Origin of the sequence: Allobosea sp. 2RAB26 (genome assembly GCF_052115465.1) — a bacterium.
Lineage (GTDB): Bacteria > Pseudomonadota > Alphaproteobacteria > Rhizobiales > Beijerinckiaceae > Allobosea.
The window spans coordinates 1-24,553 of the sequence record NZ_JBFRGS010000002.1; the positions used below are offsets into that span (position 1 = coordinate 1).

Annotated in this window: 24 protein-coding genes; 12 read left to right on the forward strand and 12 right to left on the reverse strand. The window is 65.1% G+C overall.

What is annotated here, in order from left to right; translation table 11 throughout:
- Positions 1 to 145: 145 nt before the first annotated feature.
- Complete coding sequence (locus AB4118_RS03110; protein WP_441488352.1) at positions 146 to 685, reverse strand: MarR family winged helix-turn-helix transcriptional regulator; 540 nt, start codon at positions 683 to 685, stop codon at positions 146 to 148.
- Positions 686 to 906: 221 nt separating this feature from the next.
- Between AB4118_RS03110 and AB4118_RS03115 the strand changes: the two genes are divergently transcribed.
- From AB4118_RS03115 to AB4118_RS03150, 8 genes are all read left to right on the forward strand, one after another.
- Entirely contained in the window at positions 907 to 1,932 is a 1,026-nt protein-coding gene (locus AB4118_RS03115; RefSeq protein ID WP_441488353.1) for an ABC transporter substrate-binding protein, read from the forward strand.
- A gap of 133 nt (positions 1,933 to 2,065) precedes the next feature.
- On the forward strand, positions 2,066 to 3,148 hold the full coding sequence (locus AB4118_RS03120) for an ABC transporter ATP-binding protein (protein WP_441488354.1): 1,083 nt from the start codon (positions 2,066 to 2,068) through the stop codon (positions 3,146 to 3,148).
- Positions 3,145 to 3,996, forward strand: coding sequence for an ABC transporter permease (locus AB4118_RS03125; protein WP_441488355.1), 852 nt, complete (start codon positions 3,145 to 3,147; stop codon positions 3,994 to 3,996). The genes AB4118_RS03120 and AB4118_RS03125 overlap by 4 nt, the downstream gene beginning before the upstream one ends.
- A complete protein-coding gene (locus AB4118_RS03130) occupies positions 3,993 to 4,796 on the forward strand; it encodes an ABC transporter permease (protein WP_441488356.1) in 804 nt (267 codons plus the stop codon). Before AB4118_RS03125 ends, AB4118_RS03130 begins: the two co-directional genes overlap by 4 nt.
- Before the next feature lie 15 nt (positions 4,797 to 4,811).
- Positions 4,812 to 5,645 carry a polysaccharide deacetylase family protein gene (locus tag AB4118_RS03135; RefSeq protein ID WP_441488357.1) on the forward strand — a complete coding sequence of 278 codons (834 nt, stop codon included), beginning with the start codon at positions 4,812 to 4,814 and terminating at the stop codon, positions 5,643 to 5,645.
- Positions 5,642 to 6,403, forward strand: coding sequence for an SDR family NAD(P)-dependent oxidoreductase (locus AB4118_RS03140; RefSeq protein ID WP_441488358.1), 762 nt, complete (start codon positions 5,642 to 5,644; stop codon positions 6,401 to 6,403). Before AB4118_RS03135 ends, AB4118_RS03140 begins: the two co-directional genes overlap by 4 nt.
- Before the next feature lie 10 nt (positions 6,404 to 6,413).
- Positions 6,414 to 7,175 (forward strand): SDR family NAD(P)-dependent oxidoreductase, encoded by a 762-nt coding sequence (locus tag AB4118_RS03145; protein WP_441488359.1) that lies wholly within the window; start codon positions 6,414 to 6,416, stop codon positions 7,173 to 7,175.
- 13 nt (positions 7,176 to 7,188) lie between these two features.
- Positions 7,189 to 8,574, forward strand: coding sequence for an amidase (locus AB4118_RS03150; protein WP_441488360.1), 1,386 nt, complete (start codon positions 7,189 to 7,191; stop codon positions 8,572 to 8,574).
- 166 nt (positions 8,575 to 8,740) lie between these two features.
- On the opposite strand, the gene yghX is transcribed toward AB4118_RS03150, so the two are convergent.
- Entirely contained in the window at positions 8,741 to 9,628 is an 888-nt protein-coding gene (yghX, locus tag AB4118_RS03155) for a YghX family hydrolase (RefSeq protein ID WP_441488361.1), read from the reverse strand.
- A 521-nt stretch (positions 9,629 to 10,149) separates the two neighbouring features.
- Here yghX and AB4118_RS03160 point away from each other — a divergent pair.
- A complete protein-coding gene (locus tag AB4118_RS03160) occupies positions 10,150 to 10,716 on the forward strand; it encodes a manganese efflux pump MntP (protein WP_441488362.1) in 567 nt (188 codons plus the stop codon).
- Positions 10,717 to 10,719: 3 nt separating this feature from the next.
- Here AB4118_RS03160 and AB4118_RS03165 read toward each other — a convergent pair whose 3' ends face one another.
- Positions 10,720 to 11,613, reverse strand: coding sequence for a LysR family transcriptional regulator (locus AB4118_RS03165; RefSeq protein WP_441488363.1), 894 nt, complete (start codon positions 11,611 to 11,613; stop codon positions 10,720 to 10,722).
- Positions 11,614 to 12,117: 504 nt separating this feature from the next.
- Here AB4118_RS03165 and AB4118_RS03170 point away from each other — a divergent pair.
- Both AB4118_RS03170 and AB4118_RS03175 read left to right on the forward strand, forming a co-directional pair.
- Entirely contained in the window at positions 12,118 to 13,287 is a 1,170-nt protein-coding gene (locus AB4118_RS03170; RefSeq protein ID WP_441488827.1) for a mandelate racemase/muconate lactonizing enzyme family protein, read from the forward strand.
- Between the two features lie 486 nt (positions 13,288 to 13,773).
- A complete protein-coding gene (locus tag AB4118_RS03175; RefSeq protein WP_441488364.1) occupies positions 13,774 to 14,655 on the forward strand; it encodes a DMT family transporter in 882 nt (293 codons plus the stop codon).
- On the opposite strand, the gene AB4118_RS03180 is transcribed toward AB4118_RS03175, so the two are convergent.
- Complete coding sequence (locus AB4118_RS03180) at positions 14,610 to 15,533, reverse strand: LysR substrate-binding domain-containing protein (RefSeq protein ID WP_441488365.1); 924 nt, start codon at positions 15,531 to 15,533, stop codon at positions 14,610 to 14,612. The genes AB4118_RS03175 and AB4118_RS03180 overlap by 46 nt on opposite strands.
- Before the next feature lie 188 nt (positions 15,534 to 15,721).
- On the opposite strand from AB4118_RS03180, the gene AB4118_RS03185 reads away from it, so the two are divergent.
- Positions 15,722 to 17,539, forward strand: coding sequence for a chloride channel protein (locus AB4118_RS03185; protein ID WP_441488828.1), 1,818 nt, complete (start codon positions 15,722 to 15,724; stop codon positions 17,537 to 17,539).
- 162 nt (positions 17,540 to 17,701) lie between these two features.
- On the opposite strand, the gene AB4118_RS03190 is transcribed toward AB4118_RS03185, so the two are convergent.
- The 8 genes from AB4118_RS03190 to AB4118_RS03225 all read right to left on the reverse strand — a co-directional run bounded on the left by AB4118_RS03190 (position 17,702) and on the right by AB4118_RS03225 (position 24,389).
- The gene (locus AB4118_RS03190) at positions 17,702 to 18,583 is read right to left on the reverse strand and encodes a hypothetical protein (RefSeq protein WP_441488366.1); all 882 of its coding nucleotides are present in this window, start codon (positions 18,581 to 18,583) and stop codon (positions 17,702 to 17,704) included.
- 12 nt (positions 18,584 to 18,595) lie between these two features.
- A complete protein-coding gene (locus AB4118_RS03195) occupies positions 18,596 to 18,880 on the reverse strand; it encodes a hypothetical protein (RefSeq protein WP_441488367.1) in 285 nt (94 codons plus the stop codon).
- Positions 18,881 to 18,993: 113 nt separating this feature from the next.
- Positions 18,994 to 19,356, reverse strand: a complete 363-nt coding sequence (locus tag AB4118_RS03200; RefSeq protein ID WP_441488368.1) for a hypothetical protein — start codon at positions 19,354 to 19,356, stop codon at positions 18,994 to 18,996.
- Between the two features lie 291 nt (positions 19,357 to 19,647).
- On the reverse strand, positions 19,648 to 19,779 hold the full coding sequence (locus tag AB4118_RS03205; RefSeq protein WP_113517473.1) for an ABC transporter: 132 nt from the start codon (positions 19,777 to 19,779) through the stop codon (positions 19,648 to 19,650).
- 335 nt (positions 19,780 to 20,114) lie between these two features.
- Positions 20,115 to 20,333, reverse strand: coding sequence for a hypothetical protein (locus AB4118_RS03210; RefSeq protein ID WP_441488847.1), 219 nt, complete (start codon positions 20,331 to 20,333; stop codon positions 20,115 to 20,117).
- The gene (locus AB4118_RS03215; protein WP_441488369.1) at positions 20,302 to 20,739 is read right to left on the reverse strand and encodes a GNAT family N-acetyltransferase; all 438 of its coding nucleotides are present in this window, start codon (positions 20,737 to 20,739) and stop codon (positions 20,302 to 20,304) included. The genes AB4118_RS03210 and AB4118_RS03215 overlap by 32 nt, the downstream gene beginning before the upstream one ends.
- A 147-nt stretch (positions 20,740 to 20,886) precedes the next feature.
- Positions 20,887 to 22,977, reverse strand: coding sequence for a catalase (locus AB4118_RS03220; RefSeq protein ID WP_441488370.1), 2,091 nt, complete (start codon positions 22,975 to 22,977; stop codon positions 20,887 to 20,889).
- Between the two features lie 335 nt (positions 22,978 to 23,312).
- Positions 23,313 to 24,389 carry a D-alanine--D-alanine ligase family protein gene (locus AB4118_RS03225; protein ID WP_441488371.1) on the reverse strand — a complete coding sequence of 359 codons (1,077 nt, stop codon included), beginning with the start codon at positions 24,387 to 24,389 and terminating at the stop codon, positions 23,313 to 23,315.
- Between the last annotated feature and the right edge of the window lie 164 nt (positions 24,390 to 24,553).

Genomic DNA, 24,553 nt, shown 5'->3' on the forward strand with positions numbered 1-24,553 from the left:
CTCCGACCCGAGCCTCCAGATCCACATAGGAAAACAGCGATCCAGAGCGCTCATCCGACCCGCGCATCAAATGCCCCCAGCCAACTCCTCAAGCCGAGTGAATCACGCCAAACGCCGCCCCGCTACAGACTTTTTCAACAGCCTGTTAGCGGGTTCCCAGCATCATCTGCCCTAGCGCTTGCCCGACCTGCTGCTGATCGGCGGCCGAGAGCATCGCGACCAGGCGGCGTTCGGTCTCGGCGTGATCGCGCATCGCCGGCTCGACGATGGCGCGGCCGCGTTCGGTCAGTTCGACAATAACGCCGCGCCCGTCGGTTTCGTCAGCCATGCGTCGGATATGGCCGGCCTTCTCCAGCTTGCGCAGCAGGTTGGACAAGCCGCCCGAAGTCAGGATCAGCGAGTCGAGCAGAGCCTTGGGGGACATCCGGTAGGGCGCGCCCTCGACGCGCAAGGTCGCGAGCACGGCAAAGGCGGGGTATTTTAGCCGATGCTTGGCCAATGTCCGGTTGATCGCGGTGAGGAAGACCTCATGCAGATGCAACAGACGGCCGACCACCGCCTTGCCGGAGCAATCGACATCCGGGAACTCGTGACGCCAGCGCTGCATGCCAGCTCCGACGCGGTCATTCTCCCAGAGCGCGGCCGGCCCATCCGGCTCGATGCGTCGCTGGGCGTTGTTGCGCATGCCATTCCTCCTGCAGAGGTCTTTTCCGACCATGATGTGCGCCGCGGCGCAAGCGCGGCACGCCTCACCGGTGGCAAGAGAATATCTTTTATTTATCTTTCTTGAAAGACAAATCGGAGCGTGCCATGCTCCTCCCCGGAGGACAGGAGAGACCCGTCCTCCGCGCCGAGAAGCCGCGGGACAGCGGTGGGCGCTGCGCAACAGACGGGGAAACTAAGACCATGCGCCACACGCTCCGCTTCGCGACGGCCACCGCCATTCTCAGCGCCGGCCTCTCCATGACCGCCCATGCCGAGGAACTGGTCGTCGGAGCTTTCGGAGGCTCCTTCGCCGAGAACGTCAAAGCCTGCCATATCGCCGCTTTCGAGAAGGCGACGGGGGCAACGGTCGCGCTGAAGCTCGGTAATTCCTCGCAATTCGCCGCGTCCATCCGCGCGACCGCCGGCAAGCCCGATATGGATATCGTCTATATCGACAACGCGCTGGCCGCACAGACGCATGGCGAGAAGCTCAACGAGACCATCGACAGGAAGAAGTTGACCAATGCGGGCGACGTGATCGCCTCGGCCTGGGGCAAGGACGACAGCTATGTCGTCGCCATGGTGAGCGCGACGGCGCTCGTCTACAATCCGAAGCTCGTGAAGGCTCCGCCGACCTCCTGGCTCGACCTTGCCGACCCGGCCTATGCCGGCAAATACGCGATCGGCGATATCAGCGGCACGTCCGGCCTGCATTTCCTGTTGGCGCTCAACAAGATCAAGGGCGGCACGCTGGAAAACGTCGACCCAGGGATCGAAGCGATGAAGCCGATCGCGAAGGGCTCGGCCGTGCTCTACACCCAGGCCGACCAGCTCCTCTCATTGTTCGAGCGGCAGGAGATTGCGATCGCTCCCTGGTATCCTGACCGCGCCGGGGTCGCCATCGACAAGGGGCTCTCGCTTGCCGTCGCCTATCCCAAGGAAGGTGCGGTCGGCATCCTGCCGGCGGTGATCATCCCAAAGGGCACGGCCAAAACGGAACTGGCGCATAAATTCCTCGACCAGATCCTCTCGGCCGATGGCCAGGGCTGCTTCTCCGAGCGCGCCTATATCGGCGCGGTCAACACCAAGGTGAAGCTCTCGGACAAGGTCCAGAAGATCGTCCCCAACGGCGAAACGCTCGAGAAGGCCTGGTTCATCGATCCCGAGGTCATCGCCAGGAACACGGCCAACTGGACGCGTCGCTGGCAGCGCGAAGTGGCGCGCTGATCCCTGGATCATCGGACCCGATAGCGCATCCGGCCCGATGATCTAACCTTTTTGTGTTTGCATCGGCTTTCCCGAAAACCGCAATCCACTTTTCGGGCCGATGCTTTGAAACTCCGAAAGACAGGAGCAGCCGATGAGCGCGCTGACCTTCGAGCGGCTGGGCAAATCCTATGGCGATGTCGCCGTCGTCCAGGACGTCTCGCTGGCGATCAAGGAGGGCGAGTTCGTTTCGCTGCTCGGCCCCTCGGGCTGCGGCAAGACGACGATCCTGCGCATGGTTGCGGGGCTGGTGACGCCGAGCCGCGGGCGCATCCTGATCGGCAGCGACGATGTCACCGCGCTGCCGCCGAACAAGCGCGGGCTCGGGATTGTCTTCCAGTCCTATGCGCTGTTTCCGCATCTCACCGTCTACGAGAACGTCGCCTTCGGCCTGCGCCGGCGCAAGGTCGCAGGGGCCGAACTCGAGAAGCGGGTCAAGGAAGCGCTCGCGATGGTGCGGCTTGCCGCCTTTGGCGAGCGCTATCCCCGCCAGCTTTCGGGCGGCCAGCAGCAGCGCGTCGCAATTGCGCGCGCACTTGCTCCCCACCCGCGCGTGCTCCTTTTCGACGAGCCGCTCTCCAATCTCGATGCCCAGCTTCGGGACGAGATGCAGATCGAGCTGAAGCGCCTGCAGCGCGGGCTCGGCATCACCACGCTCTTCGTCACGCATGACCAGGGCGAGGCGCTGTCGATGTCGGATCGGGTCGGCGTCATGGCCAAGGGCGTGATGCAGCAATTCGCGACGCCCGAGGACATCTATCACCGCCCGGCGACGGGCTTCGTCGCAAGCTTCATCGGCAAGCCGAACCGTCTCGCCGGCTCGGTCGCCTCGCGGAATGGGGCAGGAGGAACACTGAGCCTCGCCGGCGGACTTCAGCTGCCCGCCAGTCAGATCGCCCAGCCTGAAGGCGCTCAGGTCGATATCGTGATCCGGCAGGAGGCGATCCGGCTGCATCGCGACGGCACGGAAGCCGTTGCACTTGCGGGCACGATCACGCTGCGCTCCTTCAGCGGCGCGCGGGTGCAATATGTCGTGAAACTCGCCGAGCAGGTTGAACTCGTGGCGGAGGCGCCGTCGAGCGGACCCGATTCCGAACTGGCGATCGGGAGCCCGGTCGCGCTCGCGATCGATCCCGCATCGGTCTTTGCAATGAGCGCCGAAGGGACCGCGGCGTGATCGCGACCCGGCACGGCCTGATGCTGATCGCGCCTCTGGCGCTGGTGCTGGCGGGGTTCTTCCTGGTGCCGGTGCTGATGATGCTGCCGACCAGCTTCGCCGAATATGTGCCGGGCGCGGGCCTGGCCAAAGGCGTCTGGACGCTGGAGAACTACACCCGCATCGTCACGGACGAGTATTATCGCGAGGTGATCTGGCGGACGCTGGGGCTCGGTTTTGTCGTCACGCTGGCCTGCCTCGTCATGGGCTATCCGCTGGCCTATCTGATCGCGCGGGGCCCGGAACGCTGGCGCGTGCCGCTGATCCTGCTCGTTATCTTCCCGATGATGCTGAACCTCGTCGTGCGCTCCTTCGGCTGGATCGCGCTTCTGGCCAATCGCGGGCTGGTGAACAATCTGCTGATCGATCTCGGCCTGATCTCCGCGCCGCTCAAGCTGATGTTCAACCTGACCGGGCTGATGATCGGCCTCACGCATATCTATCTGCCCTTCATGGTGCTGATGCTGGTCGCGGCGATCCGCAACGTGCCGCGCGACGTTGAATCGGCGGCGGCAACGCTGGGCTCGAGCCGGCTTCATGTCTTCACCTCGGTGACGCTGCCGCTGTCGGCGCCGGGCATCCTGGCTGGATCGATCCTGGTCTTTGTCTTGACGATCAGTGCGCTGGTGACGCCGCGCATGCTGGGCGGGCCGACCTACAAGGTCATGGCGACGCTGATCTACGACGAATTCATGCAGCTTCTCGACTGGCCAAGCGGCTCGGCGCTGTCCTTCGCGCTGACCTTCATGGCGATCGGCGTGATCTGGCTGTCGAGCCGGCTGACCAAGCGTTGGGCGGGGATGGCATGACAAGCGCAAGCGACAGCGACGACCGGCCAGGCCTGGCCGTCACCACGACGGCGCTCGCGGTCATCGTCTTCCTGCAGGTGCCGGTGATCGTCGTCATGCTGGCGGCTTTCTCGACGACGTCCTATCTCACCATCCCGCCGCAGGGCCTGACGCTCGCCTGGTTCGGCAAGGTGCTGAGCGACCCGACCTATCTCTCCGCCATCCGGATGAGCCTGATCCTGGCCTGCGGCTCGACCGTGATCTCGCTCGTACTCGGTGTCGCGGCCGCCTATGCACTGTTCCGCAAGACAGTGCCGGGGTCGGAGGCGATCACCTCGTTCCTGATGGCGCCGCTGATCCTGCCCGCGGTCGTGATCGGCGTCGCGCTGCTACAGTATTTCAGCCTGACCGGCCTGCGTGGCAGCCTGATTGGCCTGTTGATGGCCCATGTCGTGATCACCGTGCCCTATATCGTGCGCTCGGCGCTGGCCAGCCTGAGCGGTCTCGATCTCGCGGTCGAGGAGGCGGCGCGGGTGCTGGGCGCCACGGGTTTCGAAGCCTTCCGGCTCGTCACATTGCCGCTGATCCGGCCGGGCCTCGTTGCCGGCGCGCTCTTCGCCTTTATCACGTCGCTCGACAATGTCCCGGTGACGATCTTCCTGATCGGCGCCAACCAGACGACGCTGCCTGTCCTGATCTTCTCATCGGTCGAGATGGGGATCGACCCGAGCGTCGCCGCCGTCTCGACCCTCCTCATCGTCGCGACCGGCATCGTCCTGCTCATCGCCGAGCGCCGCGCCGGCTTCCACCGCTTCGTCTGACGCGAGTTTTTCATCATGCCGCTGACCAGCAAGGGCTTCCCGCTGTTCCTGACCTTCGATCTCGATGCCGAGACGATGTGGACGGGGCGTGACCCGGATTATGCCAACCGTCCCATCCTGATGTCCCAGGGCGCCTATGGCTGGAAGGTGGGCACCGGCCGCGTGCTCGACCTGCTCGACCGCTACGGCATCAAGGCGACCTTCTTCGTGCCGGGCCTGATCATCGACCAGCGGGAATGGCTGATGGAGGAGATCCTGAAGCGCGGCCATGAGATCGCGCATCACAGCTACAGCCATACCTGGATCCTGAACCTTTCGCCGGAGCAGGAGCGCGAGGAGATGGAGCGGGGCTTTCAGTCGATCAAGCGGGTCAGCGGGCGTGCCCCGCGCGGCTGGCGCTCGCCGGCAGCGGAGATCAGCCCGATCACCATGCCCATGCTGGTCGAATATGGCTTCGACTACTCCTCGAATTTCTTCGACGACGACTCGCCCTATCTGCACGAGGTCGAGGGCAAGGAAACCGGGCTCGTCGAGCTGCCCTTCCGCTGGGTGCTCGATGATGCTCCCTTCTTCCAGTACTCGATCGTGCTTCCGGGCCGCACCATGCAGCCCCCCTCTGCGCTGCTCGAAGCCTGGAAGGGCGAGTTCGACGTGCTCTACGCCGAGGACCGGATGATGATGGTCGGCATGCATCCCGAGATGATCGGCCAGCCCTCGCGGATCAAGGCGCTCGAGGGGCTGATCGAGCACGCGCTGAAACATCCCAATGTCTGGATCGGCCGCTGCGACGAGATGGTCGAGGATATGCGCCCGGGGCTGGAGCAGGCGCGCGCCGGAGCGCGCCGGTGAGCGGCGCCCTTGCCGGCCGGCGGATCCTGATCACGGGCGCAGCCAAGGGCATCGGCCTCGCCAGCGCTGCCCGTTTCATCGCGGAGGGCGCACGTGTCGTAGCGCTCGATCGCGACAAGGCGGCTTTGGCCGAGCTGGCCGCCCGCTTCGACAAAGCCTCGCTCCATGCGGTCAGCGCCGATGTCGTCGATCCGACCGCGGTTGCCGCTGCGGTGGCCGCCGGCGCCGATGCGCTGGAGGGGCTCGACGGCATCGTCAACGCGGCTGGCATCGACCTGCTGGCCGAGATCGAAGCGATGACGCTGGCCGACTGGAACCGGATCATCGCCGTGAACCTGACCGGGCCGATGCTGGTGATGCAGGCCGCGTTCCCGCATCTGCGGGCGGCGGGCGGCGGCACCATCGTCAATGTCTCCTCGGGCGCGGGGCTCTCCCCCCTGAAGCATCGGACGGCCTATTGCGCCTCCAAGGCGGGCCTGCAGATGGCGTCCAAGGCGCTGGCGATCGAAGCCGCGGAATTCGGCATCCGCGTCAACACGATCTGTCCCGGCGCAGTCGAGACCGAGCTGTTCCGTTCGAGCATCGACGGCGCCGACGATCCGCAGGCCGCCTATGACGCCGTGCGGGCCCGTTATGCCCTTCGGCGCATCGCCTCGCCAGACGAGATCGCAGCGGCGATCCTGTGGCTGACCAGCGGCGAGTCCTCCTACGTCACCGGCACCGCCATCGCTGTCGATGGCGGCCGGACCTTTCATTGAGGAGCGAGCGATGACGGCGATCACGCAACGCTTTTTGGGCAAGACCGTCGCCATCACGGGCGCAGCGCATGGCATCGGTGCGGCAACCGCGCGCCGCTTTCTGGCTGAAGGTGCCAGCGTCGCGGTGATCGATCGCGAGGCGGACGACTTCGCCGAAGCCCTCGGCGCGTTCCCGCCGCAGCGCCAGTTCTCCCTGGTCGGCGATTGCACGGATGCGGCGGTCCTGGCCGAGTTCCACGCCCGCACCATTGCCGCCTTCGGGCCGGTCGACATCCTCTTCAACAATGTCGGCCAGAGCGGACGCGAGCGCGCGACGCAGTTCCATGAATCCGAGGAGGAAGTCTGGCGCTTCGTCCTCGAGATCTCGCTCTTCACCACGATGCGGATGTCGCGGCTCGTTGCCCCCGCCATGCGCGAACGGGGAAGCGGTCGCATCATCAACATGTCGAGCGATGCGGCCCTGGTCGGCGATGCCGGCCTTGCCGATTATGCGGCGGCCAAGATGGGGATCATCGGCTTCACGCGCTCCCTTGCCCGCGAGCTGGCGCCGCATCGCGTCACCGTCAACGCGGTTGCGCCTGGCGCGATCCGCACGCGCGCCCATGACCGCCTCACACCGGAGGTCATCGAGCGGATCAAGGCGACCACGCCTGCCGGCTTCATCGCCGAGCCTGAGGACGTCGCCGGCTGCGTCGCCTTCCTTGCCAGCGAGGATGCCCGCTACGTCACCGGCCAGACGCTGCTGATCGATGGCGGCCGCTGGATGATCTGACAAGGAAACGACCATGACCGCCATTGCCGATCTGTCTGCCGGCGCCCTCGCCTCTGCGATCAGAAGCAGGACTGTATCGCCGGTCGAGGCGGTGGAGGCCGCCCTCTCCCGCCTGGAGGAACGCTCCGAGCTCAACGCCTTCATGGCGGTCTGTTCCGATCGCGCCCGGGCCGAGGCAAGGCGCGCGGAAGAGCAGATCATGCGTGGTGAGCCGCTCGGCGCGCTCCACGGCATCCCCTTCTCGGTCAAGGACCTGACCAATACCGAAGGCGTGGTCACGACGCAGGGTTCGGCCCTGTTCGCCGACACCGTCCCGGCGGCAGATGCCGTCGCCGTAGCCCGGACGCGCGCGGCCGGCGCGATCCTGATCGGCAAGACGACGACCCCGGAATTCGGCCACAAGCCCTTCACTGAAGGACCGTTCTTCGGCCGCACTCTCAATCCGCATAGCCACGCCCACACCTGCGGCGGCTCTTCCGGCGGCGCGGCCGTCGCGGTGGCAGCCGGAATCGGGCCGCTTGCCCTGGGCTCAGATGGCGGTGGCTCGATCCGCATCCCGGCGGCGTGCTGCGGCGTGGTCGGTCTCAAGGCGACGCTGGGCGCCATTCCGAACCTGCAGGCGCCCGATCTCTTCGGGGCCAACTCCTATGTCGGGCCGATGGCACGGGATGTGGCCGGCACGCGAGCGATGTTCGATGTCCTGGTCGGGCCCGATCGGCGCGATCCATACGGCCAGATCGCCCCCCTGCCGCGCCGGTCGTTGGCTCAGGGCGAGCGACCGCGCATCGCCTTCCTGCTGCGCTGCGGCAACCTGCTCGATCCGGAGGTCGAAACGGCGGTGGTTGCCGCCATGAAGCGGGCCGAGGCGCTCGGCATGATCATCGAGCCGATCGAACTCGATCTCGTGGCGATGGAGCCGCATTTCCTGGTGCTCCTGCGCTCGCTGCTTCTGGCGCGGCTCGGGGCACGCGCGGAGCGTTCGCCGGAGCTGTTCGATCCGACCCTGCTGGCCACGATCGAGACTGGGCGCCATTACAGCGCCACCGATCTCTGCGAGGCGCAATTCGCGCGGACCGACTGCTTCGGCAAAGTGCAGGAGATCCTGTCGAAGCACGACGTCATCGCGTCGCCGACGCTGTCAGCGCCGGCGCTCCCCGTCGGCCTCGCCCCGCTGGGCTCGATCAGGATCGCGGGCCAGGATGCCGGCACCATTCGCGGAGCCTGGTACCCCTACACATTCCCGTTCAATCTGACGGGCCATCCGGCGCTGTCGCTTCCCTGTGACCGTTCGACAGAGGGCTTGCCGATCGGGCTACAGCTTGTCGGTCGCTGGCACGAGGACAGCTATCTCCTCGACATCGCCGCACGGCTGGAGCAGACCATCAGGGATGGCTGCTGAACTGCGGGTCGGCGGCGCCGACCCTGTCCGTTTGGGCGCTTTCCCGACCTATGGCCGCACAGCGCGGAGCGCCGTTGGGCCATAGTCAAGCCTTGGCCCTCGATCGCCAATTCCCGGGGGTCTGGCCGCCGCCACCCTGCACGTGTGGGATGACGCGGCTCGTCGTTCAACTCAGGTAGCGCTTGAACCAGGCGATGGTCCGGTCCCAGGCTAGCTTGGCGGCCGCCTCGTCATAACGGGGGGTGGAGTCGTTGTGGAAGCCATGATTGGCGCCAGGATAGATATAGGCCTCATAGGTCTTCCCGCCCGCCTTCAAAGCCGCCTCATAGGCCGGCCAGCCGGCATTGATGCCGGTGTCGAGAGCGCCGTAATGGATCAGGAGCGGCGCCTTGATCCGCGGCACGTCCTCGGCGCGGGGCTGACGGCCGTAGAACGGCACGGCCGCGCCGAGTTCGGGATAAGCGACGGCAGCCGCGTTGGCGACGCCACCGCCATAGCAGAAGCCGGTGATGCCGACCTTGCCGGTGGTCTGATCGCTCTTCATCAGGAATTCGATGGCCGCGAAGAAGTCATTCATCAGCTTCTCCGGATTGACCTGCTGCTGCAGTTCTCGGCCCTTCTCGTCATTGCCGGGATAACCGCCGACGGAGCTCAGGCCATCCGGAGCAAGCGCGATGAAGCCTGCCTTCGCGACCCGGCGCGCGACATCCTCGATATAGGGGTTCAAACCGCGGTTCTCATGCACGACGACCACCGCGGGGACGCGGCCGGATAGTTTTGCCGGACGCACCAGATAGCCGCGGACATCGCCATGGCCCTTCGGCGAGGGGTAGGTGATGTAACTGGCGGTGATATCGGGGTCCGTGAACGAGATCTGTTGCGCGAGCGCGTAGTCGGGGCTCATCGAGGCCAGGATCGACGCCGCCGTCATGCCACCCACGGCGAATTTGCCGGCGCGATCGAGAAACTCGCGCTTGGTGATCTTTCCGTGCGCGTAATAGTCGTACAGTTCGAGCAGTTCCTGCGGAAAATCCTTGGCGGTCAGGCGCGGCACAGTCGTTCTCCCCTGTGGTGTTATTGGCATCACGCGGCCGATCCTACGCACCGGGCCAATCCTGTCTTGGGAATTCCGGTTGCTGCCGTTTCAAGATCGCGTGTTTGACGTCCGGCAGGGACAGGACTGGCGCAAGCGCGATGGTCGAGAGGCACGAAATCGGACTGGCGGATGTGCCCCTCCCCGCGTGATCTCACCAGCCGTAACCTTTCGACGCAGAGGTCGTCGAGCGCGCCCGGCGTCGCGTCCGCAGGGCCGCGGCATTTTTCTACATGCAAATGCATCTCAATGCTAAGAATTTGAAATCATTATCGAATTGACATCAGGAGCGCGATTCACTAGGTGCAGACGCATCGGGGAGTAGCGGCGTGCTTCGGCGCGCGATCGCATCAACACGCTCGCGGCGAGGACTGCGTGGTGCGATCAGCCGGATGATTTCGGCCAAGCGAGACCGTGACGGAGAGGCCTTGCGGACAAGGCCCGAGATCCGTCTGGTCCTCCGTCCGCAATTTGAGACTGCCATGTCACCTGCTTCTATCGCCGTGCTCGCCGTGGGCATGTCCGTCGACGCCCTGCTGGCCTCGATCGGCCGGGGCGCCGCCTCCAGCCGCCCGCGCTTCACGCAGGCGCTTCGCACCGGTGCGGTCTTCGGCATCGTCGAGGCCATTACGCCGCTCATCGGCTGGGCCGCGGGGTTTGCCGCAAGCCAGTATGTCGCGGCCGTCGACCACTGGATCGCCTTCGTTCTGCTCGGCATCGTCGGCGGACGCATGCTGCTGCATTCCATGAAGCCTGCGGCCGAGCGCAATGATGCTGCGCAAGGCAACTCGCTCTGGGCCCTGATGGCGACCGCGATCGGCACCAGCATCGATGCTATGGCGGTCGGCGTGTCGCTCGCCTTCCTGGACGTGAACATCTTCGTCGTCGCGCTGGCCATCGGCTTTGCGACATTCGTGATGTCGACAGGGGGCATGATGGCCGGCAACCTGGTCGGCGCCAAATTCGGGCGCTGGGCCGAGCGGATCGGCGGTCTCGCCCTCATCGGCCTCGGCACCTCGATCCTGTGCAGCCACCTGATGGCGGGCTGAACCTCAACCCCGCTCGAATGCGGCCCAGACGGCCTCGGCAATGGGTCCCTGACGAGCCATAGGACGAAACAGTCGGATCTCAATCGGTATGGCCAGGCCCGGATCACCGGCCTGGACCAGCCGGCCGAGTGACATATCCTCCTCCGCCAAAGTTCGGGGCAGCCATGCGACACCGTCTCCGGCGCGCGTCATCGAGAGCAGCGTGGCGGCGAGGTGCGATGTAAAGACAGTCTCCAGCGCAAAGTTCCGATCTGCAGCGCCCCGAAGTCCGGCAATGATCCGCCCCAGGCCGGACTGCTCGCTGTAACCGAGATATCTGACCGGCACAGTGCGCTCGAGCCGCCAGCGTGGCGCCCCATCCTGGTCAGGCGCACTGAGTGGCACGAGCGTATCGGCCCCGACCACGATGCTCTTGAACTGGCTGGTTTCGATCCGGCTGCCGATGCTGGGGTGATGGTGGCAAAGCAGGAACTGCACATCCCCCCGCAGCATCATCTGCTCGCAGGCCTGCATGCTGTCGGAGATCAGGTTGAGGGTCCCAAGAGCCAGGATCTTCTCATTTCCACGAACCCATTTCGGAAAGAACGTGAAGGAAAGCGCATGGGTTGCCGCGATCGACAACGGACCGGCGCCACGTCCGGCAACCTCCAGGGTATCGCGCCGCAATTGATGCAACGCGCGTGTCAGGACCTCGGCCTGATTGCGGAACTGCTTGCCTGCCGGTGTCAGCACGACGCTATGCGTGGTGCGGACGAACAAGGGCGCACCGATCCAATCCTCAAGCGCGCGGATCCTCCGGCTGAAGGCCGGCTGGGTCACGTGCCGTGCAGAAGCGGCCCTGGAGAAATTCAAGGCATCAGCCAGCGCCAGGTAATCCTCAAGCCAGATCAGTTCCATTGGTAATGCCTAAAACGCATGATCAATCCCGGCAACAGCATTGGCGTTTGCCGCAAGCCAGTTCTAACCATCGCTCCCGTCGACACCTGCGATCGTTTCCGTCGGCGCGGCCCCCTCGGTGCGGAGGTTCCGCCCGACGGCGGCCGAACAGAGGCAGGCAAGTGCCTCGCGGGAGCAGAATGGGGCGCCTTTGTGAATGGAAAACCCTTCAATAATCAACCGGATCAGCGAATTCTGCTTCCAGCGTCGATCGACCTTCCGGCAGGATCGGACGGCGCTCGCCCTAGGTCGACACCAGCTTGCAGCCGATCGCCCAGGCTTCACCAGGCGAGCGAATGTCCCCAGCCGCCCCTCTTCGGGAACGTTCGTTATCGGCATAGCCAAGCCGAGCGGCCCCACGGAGGCCAGCCGATGCCGGCCGCGGCCGGCCAGCGGGCCAGGATCGCGCCGACTCCGGCGCATTGACGCTCCACCAGCACAAAATCCAGAACCAAACGGAAGGACCTGACCATGCGTATCGTCGATGTCGTCGAGATCACGAAGCCCATCTCCTCTCCCATCCGCAACGCCTATATCGACTTCTCGAAGATGACAGCGAGCCTTGTCGCGGTCGTGACCGATGTCATGCGCGACGGCCGACGCGTGGTCGGATACGGCTTCAATTCCAACGGGCGCTATGGCCAGGGCGGCCTCATCCGAGAGCGCTTCCGCAATCGCATTCTCGAGGCCGAGCCGAAGAGCCTGCTCGATGATGCCGGCACCAATCTCGATCCCCAGCGCGTCTGGGCAGCGATGATGTCGAATGAGAAGCCGGGCGGACATGGCGAGCGCTCCGTCGCGGTCGGCACTCTCGACATGGCGGTCTGGGATGCGGTCGCGAAGATCGCCGGCAAGCCCCTGTTCCGCCTTCTGGCCGAGAAGAAGGGCCGCGAAGCCGATCCGCGTGTCTTCGTCTATGCGGCAGGCGGCTACTATTATCCAGGAAAGGACAACTCGGCGCTCCAGGCGGAGATGCGGGGCTATCTCGATCGTGGCTACACCGTCGTCAAGATGAAAATCGGCGGGGCCCCGATCGACGAGGACCGCGAGCGCATCGAGGCGGCGCTGAAGGAGATCGGATCGCAAGCCCAGCTGGCGGTGGATGCAAATGGCCGTTTCGACCTGGAGACCGGCATCGCCTACGCCCGGATGCTGCGGGACTATCCTCTATTCTGGTACGAGGAAGTCGGCGATCCGCTCGACTACGCCCTCCAGGCCGCCCTCTCGGAATTCTATCCGGGGCCGATGGCGACGGGCGAGAACCTCTTCTCTCACCAGGACGCACGCAACCTGCTGCGCTACGGTGGCATGCGCCCGGATCGCGACTGGCTTCAATTCGACTGCGCCCTGTCATACGGGCTTGTCGAATATCTCAGAACGCTCGATGTCCTCCAGCAATTTGGCTGGTCGCCGTCCCGCTGCATTCCCCATGGCGGGCATCAGATGTCGCTGAACATTGCGGCTGGCCTCGGCCTGGGCGGCAACGAGAGCTACCCCGATCTCTTCCAGCCCTATGGCGGCTTCCCGGATTCGGTTCGTGTCGAGGACGGCCACATCGTCATGCCGGACCTGCCGGGAATCGGCTTCGAGGGAAAATCCGACCTGATCAAGGTCATGCGAGCGCTGGCTGAGTGAGCGCGCGCCGACGTACCGATGCTCAAGCGGCACCGGCGCGCTGACGCTGACCGGCGCCTCCTCGCACCGCCTCAGCGGCAATGTGACGATCAACGCAGGCGCCGGTTTCGGGTTCGCGCAGGCCACTAACGGGGTCTTTGCCGGGACATTCGCGGGCGCTGGCGTTCTCGCCAAGACGGGAACCGGGACAGTGATGCTGACCGGTGACAGTTCCGGGCGCGCATTTGCGCCCACCAAGACATCCCGCTTCGGCGCGGGTCGCCCGCTCTGGGATGCCTGGCCCCGTGTCCGGCTGCGTCAACTCGACACCCGGTGCTCCGCCGTCCCGGTTTCACCGGCTCGCGGCGCCGGCAGAGCGGACTCGTCGCCTCGGGAAACGCACCCGGTCGCCGCGATCATTTCCATTGATGCTGGCATTCGAATTATGGATTTCTTCTGAGCGCGCTTTTCTGCGCCTAGTTTCCTGGCTCAACCGGGGATGACGAGATGGATCAACGACAGCTGACCGGGGTCGTTCTGCTCGTTCTCGCGCTCCAGATACTTCCGATCTCCGACACCATCGCGAAATACATGTCACTGACGCTGCCGGTCATCCAGGTGATCTGGGCGCGCTTCTTCTTCCATTGCCTGGCGACCGGCGCCTATATCTCAGTTCGGCACGGGCCTGGGTCCCTGCTACCCGTGCTGTCCTGGCGGCACGCCGCCAGAAGCGCCGCACTCTTTCTGGCGGTCGCGCTGTTCTATGTGGCGATCCATTTCATGCCCCTGACGACGGCCCTCACCCTGTGGTTCGTCGCCCCCTTCCTGCTGACGATCCTGGCCATGGTCTTTTTCAAGGAACGGGTCAGCCAGGTGCAGTGGGCCGCGATCGCCGCCGGCTTCCTCGGCATCGTCCTTGCGATACGGCCGAGCGCGACGTCCTGGGAATGGACCTATCTCGTCGGATTGCTGGCGGGCGTTGGCTATGCCGTCTTCCTGCTCCTCACCAGGATCGTCGAGAACCGCATCCCCCCTCTCGTCTCGGTCTATCAGACCGGCCTTGTCGGCTGCATCGCATCCAGCGCCATCGTCGCGGCCGTCTGGAAGCAGCCCGTCTGGTTGGAATGGTTCCTGCTCGCCGCGATCGGGATCGTTGCCGCGGTTGCTCACCTCCTCATCATCAAGGCGTTCGAGCGGGCCGATGCCAGCACATTGGCGCCCTTCACCTATGCGGAAGTCGTCGGCGCCGCGCTCCTCGGCTTTATCGTGTTTGGCGACGCACCCGATCTCCTGGCCTGTGCCGGCCTCGCGATCATCATCCTGAGCGCGGTCGCTGTCGTCGCCTATGATCGGCCCACAGCACCTGCCGCAGCCGCGAGCGATGCCTGACGGGGCAGCGTTGCCGGCAAGTGCCCGGCCACGGCCAGCCCCCGCCGAATTTCCTCGCCAAGTGCTGCGACGGCCGGCGACGTGCTCATCGGATTTGCCTTGAGCACCAGGCAGATCTGTCCCAGCGCGGGAAGGCCATCCCCGCGCTCCGCAATCCGGACGCCGCTCGGCACCAGATTGCGCTCGACCGCGGTGACGGCGATGCCTGATCGAACGGCGGCGTGAATGGCAGCAATGTTGTCGCTTGCAAACACGACGCGCCAGTCGAGAGCGGAGCGATGGAGCGCATCGGCCATGGCGCTGCGGCACACGCATCCCTCGGGGAAGACCGCCAGTGGAATGGGGCGAGCCCGCGTCAGCTCCTGCCTGCCACTGATCCAGACGAGCTCCTCCGTTCTGAGCGTGTCGCGGTCGGAGGCTGCGCCAGGGCGAGCGACGAGAACGAGGTCCAGCACGCCTTCGCCGAGCTTGCGCTCCATCGCCTCGCCGTTTCCGCAGACGAGTTCGATCTGGATTCCCGGGTGCAGGCTTGCAAAGCGCCGCAGACTATCGGGCAGCAATAGCGTGGCGTAATCGTCGGATGTCCCGAGGCGCACGATGCCCTGGGCGCCGGCTTGCGCGATCCGGGCCTGGGCCTCGTCATCGAGGGCCAGGATACGCCGCGCGTAATGAAGCAGGATGTCGCCTTCGCGCGTCAGCCGGATTCCCCGGCTGGCTCGATCGAAGAGCGTTTTCCCAAGCGCCTCTTCGAGCCTCTTCATCTGCATGCTGATCGCCGGCTGCGTCCGCCGGAGATGTTCACCACTGCGGGTGAAGCTCTGCGTCTCGACGATCGTCACGAAGGTCTTGAGAAGCTCGGAATCAATCGGCGATGCCACGGCCATCTCGCGTCGGTTTCGAGGAGGCTACACCATCGACGCTCCGGCCGCCACGCGAAGCCATGGGGCAGTTCGCCCTCCATTGCGGTCCCGGCAGCGGGTTGACGCGCAGGGGTCGGGCCATCTAGCACGCGGCAGGTTGACACGGCCGGGGCGGCTCGATGCGCCTCGTCGTGGTTCCCAGCCGAATGCGGCTAGCTGGGGTGACAGGCGTGGTGGAGCCAACGGTCTTCGGAACCCTCGGTCGCAACCGTCTGCGCCGCAACGCGCGTGCGGCCTGGCTACGCTTCAGACGGGACCTGCCACGGCGGCTGCGCAGCGACGAGATCGCGCTCGTCGTCTTCGCCGGCCTGGTCGGCATCGCGGCCGGCCTGCTCGTCGTTGCGATGGTCGGGGCTTCGAAATTCCTGCACCTGTCCTTCTTTGCGACCCATAAGGGCGACGTCAGCGGGGCCGCCCTGGTCGATCCGCTCCGCGCGGTCGCAATACCTGTCCTGGGGGGCCTCTTGATGGGGGTGCTCGGCGTGGTGCTGGCTCGCCGCAGGCGGGGCTCCGTCGTCGACCCGATCGAGGCCAATGCTCTCCACGGCGGGCGCCTGTCGCTTCGGGACAGCCTGATCCTCGTGGCCCAGACGCTGGTCTCGAACGGTTTTGGCGCGTCCGTTGGCATGGAGGCCGGCTATACGCAGGGCGGTGCCGCCTTCGCCTCCAAGATCGGACGCCTGCTGCAGGTCCGGCGCGCCGACTTGCGGGTGCTGGTCGGCTGCGGCGCCGCCGGCGCGATCGCCGCGGCCTTCGATGCGCCGCTGACCGGCGCCTTCTACGCCTTCGAGCTCATCATCGCGACCTATACCGTCGCGATGCTCGCCCCGGTCGTCGTCGCCTCGCTCTGCGCCATAGGCGTGACCCGGCTCTTCCTGACGCCGATGCCGTTCCAGGTCGACATCACCGCGCCGCTCACCGGGCAGGACTATGTCCTCGTGATGGTGATGGGGGCACTCTGCGCCGGCCTCGGCATCCTGCTGATGCGGGGCGTATCGCTGGCCGAGTACCTGTTCAGGCAAAGCCGACTGCCGCTCGCCCTGCGTCCCGCCATCGGGGGGTTGATGGTGGGCCTGCTGGCCCTGCTGACGCCGACCGTCCTGTCCTCGGGACACAGCGCGCTGCATGTCGGCTTCGCCGCCGACTACACGGCGTCCTTCCTCCTCACCGTAATCCTGCTGAAATCGGTCGCCTCGGCGGTCTCGATCGGCTCTGGCTTTCGCGGCGGCCTGTTCTTCGCCTCGCTCTTCATCGGCGCCATGTTCGGCAAGCTGATGGCTCTGGCCTGGACCGCCGGGTTCGGGATTCCGGCCGCTTCGACGGTCTTCGCCGTCGTCGGCATGAGCGCGATGGCAACCGCGGTCGTCGGTGGCCCGCTGACCATGGCCCTGCTCGCCCTCGAGACGACGGGCAGCCTGCCGCTCACGGTGGCGGTGCTCGCCGCCTCGGTCGTCTCCTCGATCACGGTGCGCCGCACCTTCGGCTATTCCTTCGCGACCTGGCGCTTTCACCTGCGCGGCGAGGCGATCCGCAGCGCTGCCGATATCGGCTGGGTTCGCGACCTCGCCGTCGGGCGCATGATGCGCCGGGATGTCAGGACGGTCGCGGAAGGCACATCCCTCGAAGGCTTCCGCCGCGCATTCCCGCTGGGCGCGAACCAGCGCGCCGTGCTGGTCGATGGACAGGGCCGCTATGCCGGCCTGGTGCTGGTATCCGAGGCGTATGGCGCCGATCTGGAGGTCGCCACGGTCGCTGAACTCGCCCGCAACCAAAAGGACGTCCTGCTGCCCTCGATGAATATCCGCGAGGCTGCGGCGCTGTTTGCCGCATCGCAGAGCGAGGAGCTCGCCGTCGTCGACAGCCGCGAGACGCTGCAAGTGATCGGCCTTCTGACCGAGCAGTTCGCCCTGCGCCGCTACAATGCGGAGCTCGATCGCCAAAGCCGCGACCTGACCGGCGGCTGAGCGCAACCCAAACAGGGGTGCTCCGGCCCCTCCAGTGCCGTGATTGCGGAGTCCTGGGCCCGAGAACGCAGAAGGGCCGCCAATCCCGGCGGCCGCTTCATCCTGCCTGAATGCAAGGACAGGGCGAAACCCGGCGGGCTTCGACCTGTCGGAACGACTGGATCAGAGCCGGCGCCGGCCCCAACCCGGCATTTCGCGCTGCTCGTCACGGTGGCCACCTCCAAGCACCGCCCCGAACCAGCCCGCGGCAGCACCGACGAGAAGCACGGCGGCCGTCAGGAAGGCCGAGATAATGCCGACCTTCCGTGCCTTTTCGGCGGCCTGCTTCGCCGTCTCCTTGGCCTGGTTCAGTTTTGCCAGCGTGTCATCGACACGCTTTTCCGCCTCGGGCTTGCCGATCCCGGCACGGCTTGCCATGCGGGTCGCGATATAGTCGCGGTCCGCCGGATCGAGCGTGCCATTCACCATCGCCGTCGACATCAGCCGGCTCAGCTCCGAACGCTCTTCGGGCGTCACCGGCGCACCGGCGCCGGGCGCCCGCAGGATGCCATCGAGGGCCGAGCCGAGCGGATCCGGCTTCAGCTTCAGGAGCGAAGTCGCCCCCGAGGTTGCGGCTCCCGCGCCCTCAAGGGCTGTGCGGCCGGCGCCGACAGCTGATGACGTCGCGATGAAAGCCAGCAGGAGCGCCCCCGTTGCCCAGACCAGGAGGCCATGCGCTCCGTCACGCATCTCCCGTTCGTGGGCGGTGGCATCGGGAACAGGGCGCCGCATCCGGCCGGCCACATAGCCGCCGGCAATGCAGGCCGAGACGGTGACCCAGAGCGCCCATAGCGCTGCTGCGATGCCGAGCACGGCGAGCGAAGAGCTGCGCGACGGCTCCGCCGAAACCAAGGAAAGCCCGATCGCCGACCCGAAGGCCGTCATGATCGAGGAGATGGCGGCTGCGAGCACCGCTCCCCCCAGGATGGGGGCCCATTCCAGATAGGAGGACGGAGCCGGCGCGACCGCGATCGAGACATCGGTTTCTGTGGGAAGAACAGCCATTCTCGCCTCCTCTCAACGCAGACCAAGGAACGAGAGGATGGCCATGACCACCACAATCAACCCGACGAGATAGATGATACCGTCCATTGCCCCCTCCTCCTGATTGCCCGTGGCCAGCGCCACAATCGAGCAACATCCGGTGGGGCATTCGGTTCCCTGCGCTATGGGGCGGCCTCTCAGGCCAGCGAACGAGCGGCTACCATTGCTCAGGACGACGGGCTGAAGCTGCGCCGTGACGGGCCGGGCCTCTTTTTTTGGGCAGTGACGGAGCAGGACATGGACAGCACCGACACGCATGACCAAATCGTTGCGATGCTCCCGGCTCCGCAGCGTGCTGTGTATTTCTCGTCCACGGGCAGGTTTGGCTGATCCGCCCGCTCGTTACTCCTCGCCCATACGATCGCGCGCAATTACGACCCCTGCCCGCACTTCGCGCCAATAAATCGTTTGGTCGATGCGGCGAGATGCTCGGTGCCTCGGTGGAAATCTCCGTCGTATAAAAATTCCTTGCTGCCCATATGGAGAATAAATCTGCGGTACCCCACAAAAGCGCCGAAGCTATTCTTTGAATCGATCCATCCGCAAAGGTATACGTTCTCAGACACAGGCCTGACATTTCTGATTTTAGTCGAAGTACCGTCGTTCATGTGCAGATCGATAGCCTCAATCAGAGTCGCTCGGTCTATCGGATCCAGCTTGGCCAAACTGCCATCGATATCTTCGAATGCGACGACGCCTGTCACGAGCAGCGCCGCAATGACCACAATGGACATTCGCAACATCTGGCTTCAATCCTCGATGACAGGCCAAGTTCGCTGAACAGCAGGGTGTCGTTGCCAGCAGTTCGGATCGCGCGGTCGGCAGCCGATCATCCACCCCACCCTTGATCATCGTCAACACCCAGGGGACGAGGCGCTCGTCCGTTCGGCAGCGGGTGCCACGCGCGGCTCGCTACGTCGGGCCGATCCGCGGCAGGACCGGCACAGGCAGACAAAAAAAGACCCGCCGCCCCTTTCGGAGCAGCGGGCAAACTCGGGCGACCCGAGGGTCGCTGGATTCGGGCCTCAGCCCTTGGTCACGATCGGCGAAGCCACCGGCGGCGGGGCTTTGCCTTTGCCCTTGCCGTACATATCGGCGGCACAGCCACCAATGCCCATCAGCCCCACAGAAACGGCCAGAACCAGTATGGTTTTCATATCGGTTATCCCTCGTTGCCAGGACGACGACGCCGCCCATTCAATGTAGCATGACGGAAGGGAAATTCCCATTTCCCCAATCGGTTCCATCGATTGAGGAAGTTATCTTGCGAAGGTTAACGAAAAAGACCCGCCTTCTCTCTCGGGATGGCGGGCCAGTTCGTGGGAATCCTCGCGGATCACTGTGAAACGAGCGGGCATCCCTCTGGTCCCCGATGGGCCGCGCCCGGCGCCCCGGTCGCCCGCGTCCTGGCCGGCACGGTGCCGGGACGCGACTGCTGACGGGTCAAGCGCAGGCCGGCTCTGCACATGCCGGATTGGCAAGGTTGCAGAGGCTAGACGAGCAGAGTGCGCATATTGTCGATGTTTTCGAGATATCGAATGTCGGCAAGCAGTTTCGCTGGATCCAAAACCTTGCTGCCCGCGAGTTTCATGAATTTCGTACCGAATTCAACGGCACCGGCCGAAAGCGCTCCGGAGACGGGCCAGTCGGCGGAGATCCGATGCCAGCGCGTGGAACGGCTAGAGTGTCTTGCGAAGAACCCATTCGCCATGGGGCGTGGTCTCATTCGCCTCTGTAAATCCAAGCGACAGGTAAAAGCCCAGCGGGCTGTGCTGGCCCAGAACAACGCTGGTGATCACCCGGTCGAAGCCGAGCGCACGCCATTCCGTAAAGGCCAATTCCATCGCGGCACGCGCATGGCCCTTCCCCTGGTGCTTCCTGTCGACCATGAAGCGCCAGAGATAAGCCGATTTCGGCGGTTCCCCGCTGCGCCACAGGATGAAGCCCACGGGCTCGTCATCCGCATAGATCGCTCGAAACATCGATGTCGGCTCGAAATGAGCCTGAGCTATCGATACCGCTACAGGCGCAACATACGTGCGCTGTTCGTCGGCGACCTCCAGACTGCAGATCGATCGAACGGTTGCGGCGGTCACTTCGCGCAGCTCGACGCCCATGCTTCGCCTATCCGCGTCCCACCCGATCTGCCGCATTCCTAGCAGCAAACCGCTTTGACGCCTCCTGCCCAACGGAAAGACCCACCACCGTTCTGCATGGTGGGCCCATCCTGACGGCCGAGCCTTGCGGGTTCCCGGCCTTCCGGCTCAAGCCAGGGTACGAACCTTTGGCTCGCGGCCCCATTGGCGCGTGCGGGCGGGGGCAAGAAAGGCCTGAGCCTTGGCACCAAGCTCCACGACGCCCGCATCCGCGACGATGCCCGCCTTGTCGAGGAGCGGTTTCGCTTCGGCGCTGAAGCCGATCGCCTTGAGATGGCCAAAGGCGTCCTTGGCGAAATCGATGGCTGCACCCTCGCTGAGCAGGGCTGCGCAACCCGCTTCGGACAGCACGAGGGCGATAGCGTCGAACATCACCGACGGCGTGCCCGCCAGTTGACCGTCGGCCTTCAGCGTCCTGCCGCCCTTTAAGGTCACGCCGCCGATCCTTGGCGCGACGATCTTGACCGTGCCGCCCTCGCCCTCGACGGCCTTCCCAAGCATGTCGATCAAGGCTCCGTCCGCCCCGTCCGAAACCAGGACACCGACCACCCGGCCCTTCAGCGTCTCGGGATACTTGCCGACGATGCGCAGGGCTGGCGAAACCTCCATGTCCTGCGGGGCCACGGCCGGCGCCGATGCCTTGGGCAGCGCCATGTTCATGCCGTCCGCGACGCGACCGGCCAGTGTCTCGTCGACATTGCGCAGATTGGAGAGAACCCGCAGGCGGACATGGTCGAGCGAGACCTTCGACAGCTCGAAGACCAGCGCGCTGGCGATGTGGGCCTGCTCGATCTCCGTCTGCGATCGAAAGAACAGTCGGGCATGCGAGTAATGGTCGGCGAAACTCTCCGAACGCAGCCTGAGCTTCGTCTCCTCCACCGGCAGGGCGAAGGTCCGGAAGCCGCCGTTCGGATCCTCGCGCGGCCCGCCGTCCTCGCCGGCCTCGCTGAGGCTGTTGGGCTCGTAATTCGCTCGCCCCGTGAACACCTTTGTCTGCATCTGCCCGTCGCGCTGCAGATTCTGGAAGGGGCAGCCCTTGGCCTTGTTGATCGGGATCTGGTGGAAGTTGACGGTGCCAAGGCGCGAGAGCTGCGTGTCCTGATAGGAGAAAAGCCGCCCCTGCAGCAGCGGATCCTCCGAGACGTCGATGCCCGGCGGCATGTTGGTCGGCAGGAAGGCGACCTGTTCCGTCTCGGCAAAGAAGTTGTCCGGGTTGCGATTGAGCACCATGCGGCCGATGAAGCGGATCGGCACGAGCTCCTCGGGTATCAGCTTGGTGGCATCGAGAATGTCGAATGGCAGCGCGTCCGCCTCCTTCTGGCTCAGGAGCTGGACACCGAACTCCCATTCCGGAAAATCACCCGCAGCGATGGCTTCATGCAGATCGCGACGGTGATAATCGGGATCGGCACCGGCGATCTTCACGGCCTCGTCCCAGCAAGTCGATTGCGTGCCGAGCTTCGGCCGCCAGTGGAACTTGACGAAGGTCGGCTCATCCTTGTCGTTCAAAAGCCGGAAGGTGTTGACTCCAAAACCCTCCATCATGCGCAACGAACGCGGAATGGCCCGGTCCGACATCGCCCACATGATCATGTGGGTGGCCTCGGGCATCAGGCCGATGAAATCCCAGAAGGTGTCATGGGCGCTGGCGGCCTGCGGATACCCGCGATCGGCCTCCATCTTCACGGCGTGAATGAGATCGGGAAACTTGATCGCGTCCTGGATGAAGAAGACCGGGATGTTGTTGCCGACGAGGTCCCAGTTGCCCTCCCGGGTGTAGAACTTGACCGCAAAGCCACGCACATCGCGCGGCGTGTCGACAGAACCGGCGCCGCCCGCGACGGTCGAGAAGCGCGTGAACAGCTCCGTCTTGACGCCGACTTCGGTGAGGATCCTGGCGCGGGTGAATTCGGCCAGCGACTCAGTCAGCTCGAAATAGCCGTGCGCCGCCGAGCCGCGTGCATGGACGATCCTCTCGGGAATGCGCTCGTGGTCGAAATGCTGGATCTTTTCCCGGAGCACGAAATCCTCGAGCAGGGTCGGGCCACGCCGCCCCGCCCTGAGCGAGTTCTGGTTGTCGCTCACCGGCACGCCGTGGTTCGTCGTGATCCGCTTGTCCGGAGCAGAAGCAGTCTGGTGCGTCTCGCCCCCGTTGCCGGGGTTTGCCCTTGGCGTTCCCGTCGATCTTGATTTGCTCATGATGGCTGCCCGTCGCTGGCTTGCAAGTCGTCGGGGCCAGGTTTGGCGCCGCCCGGATCTTGCATGTGCGGCTCCAACGTCCGAGCCGGCCGCCCGTTCCCACCGAGACCGCTCCCGAAGCCCTGGTCCGGCGCCGACAGCGCGGGATCGAGTGCTCGCCTGCGCTGACGGTTGCTCGCCCCGGCTCCTTGCCAAATGCTCGCCCCTCAGAGGATCGAACTGCCGAACGAAGGCCGGAGTTGCCGGCAATCATCCGTTGAGAACAGCGACGCCGATCGGTCCGTTGCTCCAACCGCTGCTCGCCTCGGCGGCACTGATCCTGTTCACCGTCAGTGTCAGCCGGCCCGACCGGCGCGCGCCAGGCCATGCGAGACGAGACGATCGATGATTTCGGCATAGCTCACGCCGCTGGCGGCCATCGCCTTGGAATACATGCTGATATTGGTGAAGCCCGGAATCGTGTTCACCTCGTTCACGAGAGGCTGCATATCCGCCGTCAGGAAGAAATCGACGCGCGCCATGCCATCGCAGCCGAGAGCCCTGAATGCCCTGGCGGCCATCTCCCGCATCTGCGCCTCGACCTCTGCGGGCAATTCCGCCGGTACCTTCAACGCCGCACCGTTCTCGTCGATATATTTGGCGTCGTAGCTGTAGAAGCCATGGCTCTCGGCCGGAACGATCTCTCCGGGCCGGGATACGAACAATCCGCCCCTTTGATCTTCCAGCACACTGAATTCGATCTCGCGCCCCTGGATGAATTCTTCGGCAAGCAACTTGCGGTCATGCCGGAACCCCTCGCTCAGCGCCGGCCTGAATTCCTGGCTTCCGGAGACCTTTCTGACGCCGATCGAAGAGCCCTGCCGCGCCGGCTTGATGAAAAGCGGTAGCCCAAGTTCTCGTTCCAAAGCAGGAAGGTCAGGTGCAGCATCGTCGCTGATGGTCACGGATCGGGCGACCGGAAGGCCGGCAGCCCGCAGCAGGCGCTTGGCGATATCCTTGTCCAGCGCCGCCGCAGAGCCGAGGATGCCGCAGCCCGCGAGCGGCACGCGCGCGACTTCCGCAAGCCCCTGTATCGAACCGTCCTCGCCATAGAGCCCGTGCAGGACGGGAAACAGGATGTCGATCGTCCCGGCGTCGACCATCCTGCCGCCGGCCTCGATCGCGATCATTCGCCCGCGTCCGCCCGGGACGAGGGAGACCTCCGTACCGCTCTCGGGTTTGGCGAGCATGCCCCCCTCGAGGCGGCTCAGCAGCCATTGCCCTTCGCGCGTCACGAAAATCGGTACCGCGTCATATTTCGCGGGCTCCAGCGCATTCATCACATTGGTGGCCGACAGCACGGACACGTCATGCTCGGCGGAGCGTCCGCCGAACAGCACGGCAATCCGCAATCGGGGCGAAGACATCGACATCAGGAACTCCGGGAGATTCGCTTTGCAGAAGGCTCAAAAACCGACCGCGAAGCCGTGATGGGCGAAGACGCGGTCGAAGAGGGCCTGCAGCGGCGTGGCGCCTGCATCTCCATCCCTGCTTCTCCTCGTCGATCTGCGGCGGCATTTTGAAAGTGGCTCAATCA

Bases quoted from the DNA above. Each gene is read 5' to 3' on its own strand.
- AB4118_RS03110 (WP_441488352.1), bottom strand. From the start codon at position 685: ATGCGCAACAACGCCCAGCGACGCATCGAGCCGGATGGGCCGGCCGCG.
- AB4118_RS03115 (WP_441488353.1), top strand. From the start codon at position 907: ATGCGCCACACGCTCCGCTTCGCGACGGCCACCGCCATTCTCAGCGCC.
- AB4118_RS03120 (WP_441488354.1), top strand. From the start codon at position 2,066: ATGAGCGCGCTGACCTTCGAGCGGCTGGGCAAATCCTATGGCGATGTC.
- AB4118_RS03130 (WP_441488356.1), top strand. From the start codon at position 3,993: ATGACAAGCGCAAGCGACAGCGACGACCGGCCAGGCCTGGCCGTCACC.
- AB4118_RS03135 (WP_441488357.1), top strand. From the start codon at position 4,812: ATGCCGCTGACCAGCAAGGGCTTCCCGCTGTTCCTGACCTTCGATCTC.
- AB4118_RS03145 (WP_441488359.1), top strand. From the start codon at position 6,414: ATGACGGCGATCACGCAACGCTTTTTGGGCAAGACCGTCGCCATCACG.
- AB4118_RS03150 (WP_441488360.1), top strand. From the start codon at position 7,189: ATGACCGCCATTGCCGATCTGTCTGCCGGCGCCCTCGCCTCTGCGATC.
- AB4118_RS03160 (WP_441488362.1), top strand. From the start codon at position 10,150: ATGTCACCTGCTTCTATCGCCGTGCTCGCCGTGGGCATGTCCGTCGAC.
- AB4118_RS03165 (WP_441488363.1), bottom strand. From the start codon at position 11,613: ATGGAACTGATCTGGCTTGAGGATTACCTGGCGCTGGCTGATGCCTTG.
- AB4118_RS03175 (WP_441488364.1), top strand. From the start codon at position 13,774: ATGGATCAACGACAGCTGACCGGGGTCGTTCTGCTCGTTCTCGCGCTC.
- AB4118_RS03185 (WP_441488828.1), top strand. From the start codon at position 15,722: ATGCGGCTAGCTGGGGTGACAGGCGTGGTGGAGCCAACGGTCTTCGGA.
- AB4118_RS03190 (WP_441488366.1), bottom strand. From the start codon at position 18,583: ATGGCTGTTCTTCCCACAGAAACCGATGTCTCGATCGCGGTCGCGCCG.
- AB4118_RS03195 (WP_441488367.1), bottom strand. From the start codon at position 18,880: ATGCGTGTCGGTGCTGTCCATGTCCTGCTCCGTCACTGCCCAAAAAAA.
- AB4118_RS03200 (WP_441488368.1), bottom strand. From the start codon at position 19,356: ATGTCCATTGTGGTCATTGCGGCGCTGCTCGTGACAGGCGTCGTCGCA.
- AB4118_RS03205 (WP_113517473.1), bottom strand. From the start codon at position 19,779: ATGAAAACCATACTGGTTCTGGCCGTTTCTGTGGGGCTGATGGGCATT.
- AB4118_RS03210 (WP_441488847.1), bottom strand. From the start codon at position 20,333: ATGGCGAATGGGTTCTTCGCAAGACACTCTAGCCGTTCCACGCGCTGG.
- AB4118_RS03215 (WP_441488369.1), bottom strand. From the start codon at position 20,739: ATGGGCGTCGAGCTGCGCGAAGTGACCGCCGCAACCGTTCGATCGATC.
- AB4118_RS03220 (WP_441488370.1), bottom strand. From the start codon at position 22,977: ATGAGCAAATCAAGATCGACGGGAACGCCAAGGGCAAACCCCGGCAAC.
- AB4118_RS03225 (WP_441488371.1), bottom strand. From the start codon at position 24,389: ATGTCGATGTCTTCGCCCCGATTGCGGATTGCCGTGCTGTTCGGCGGA.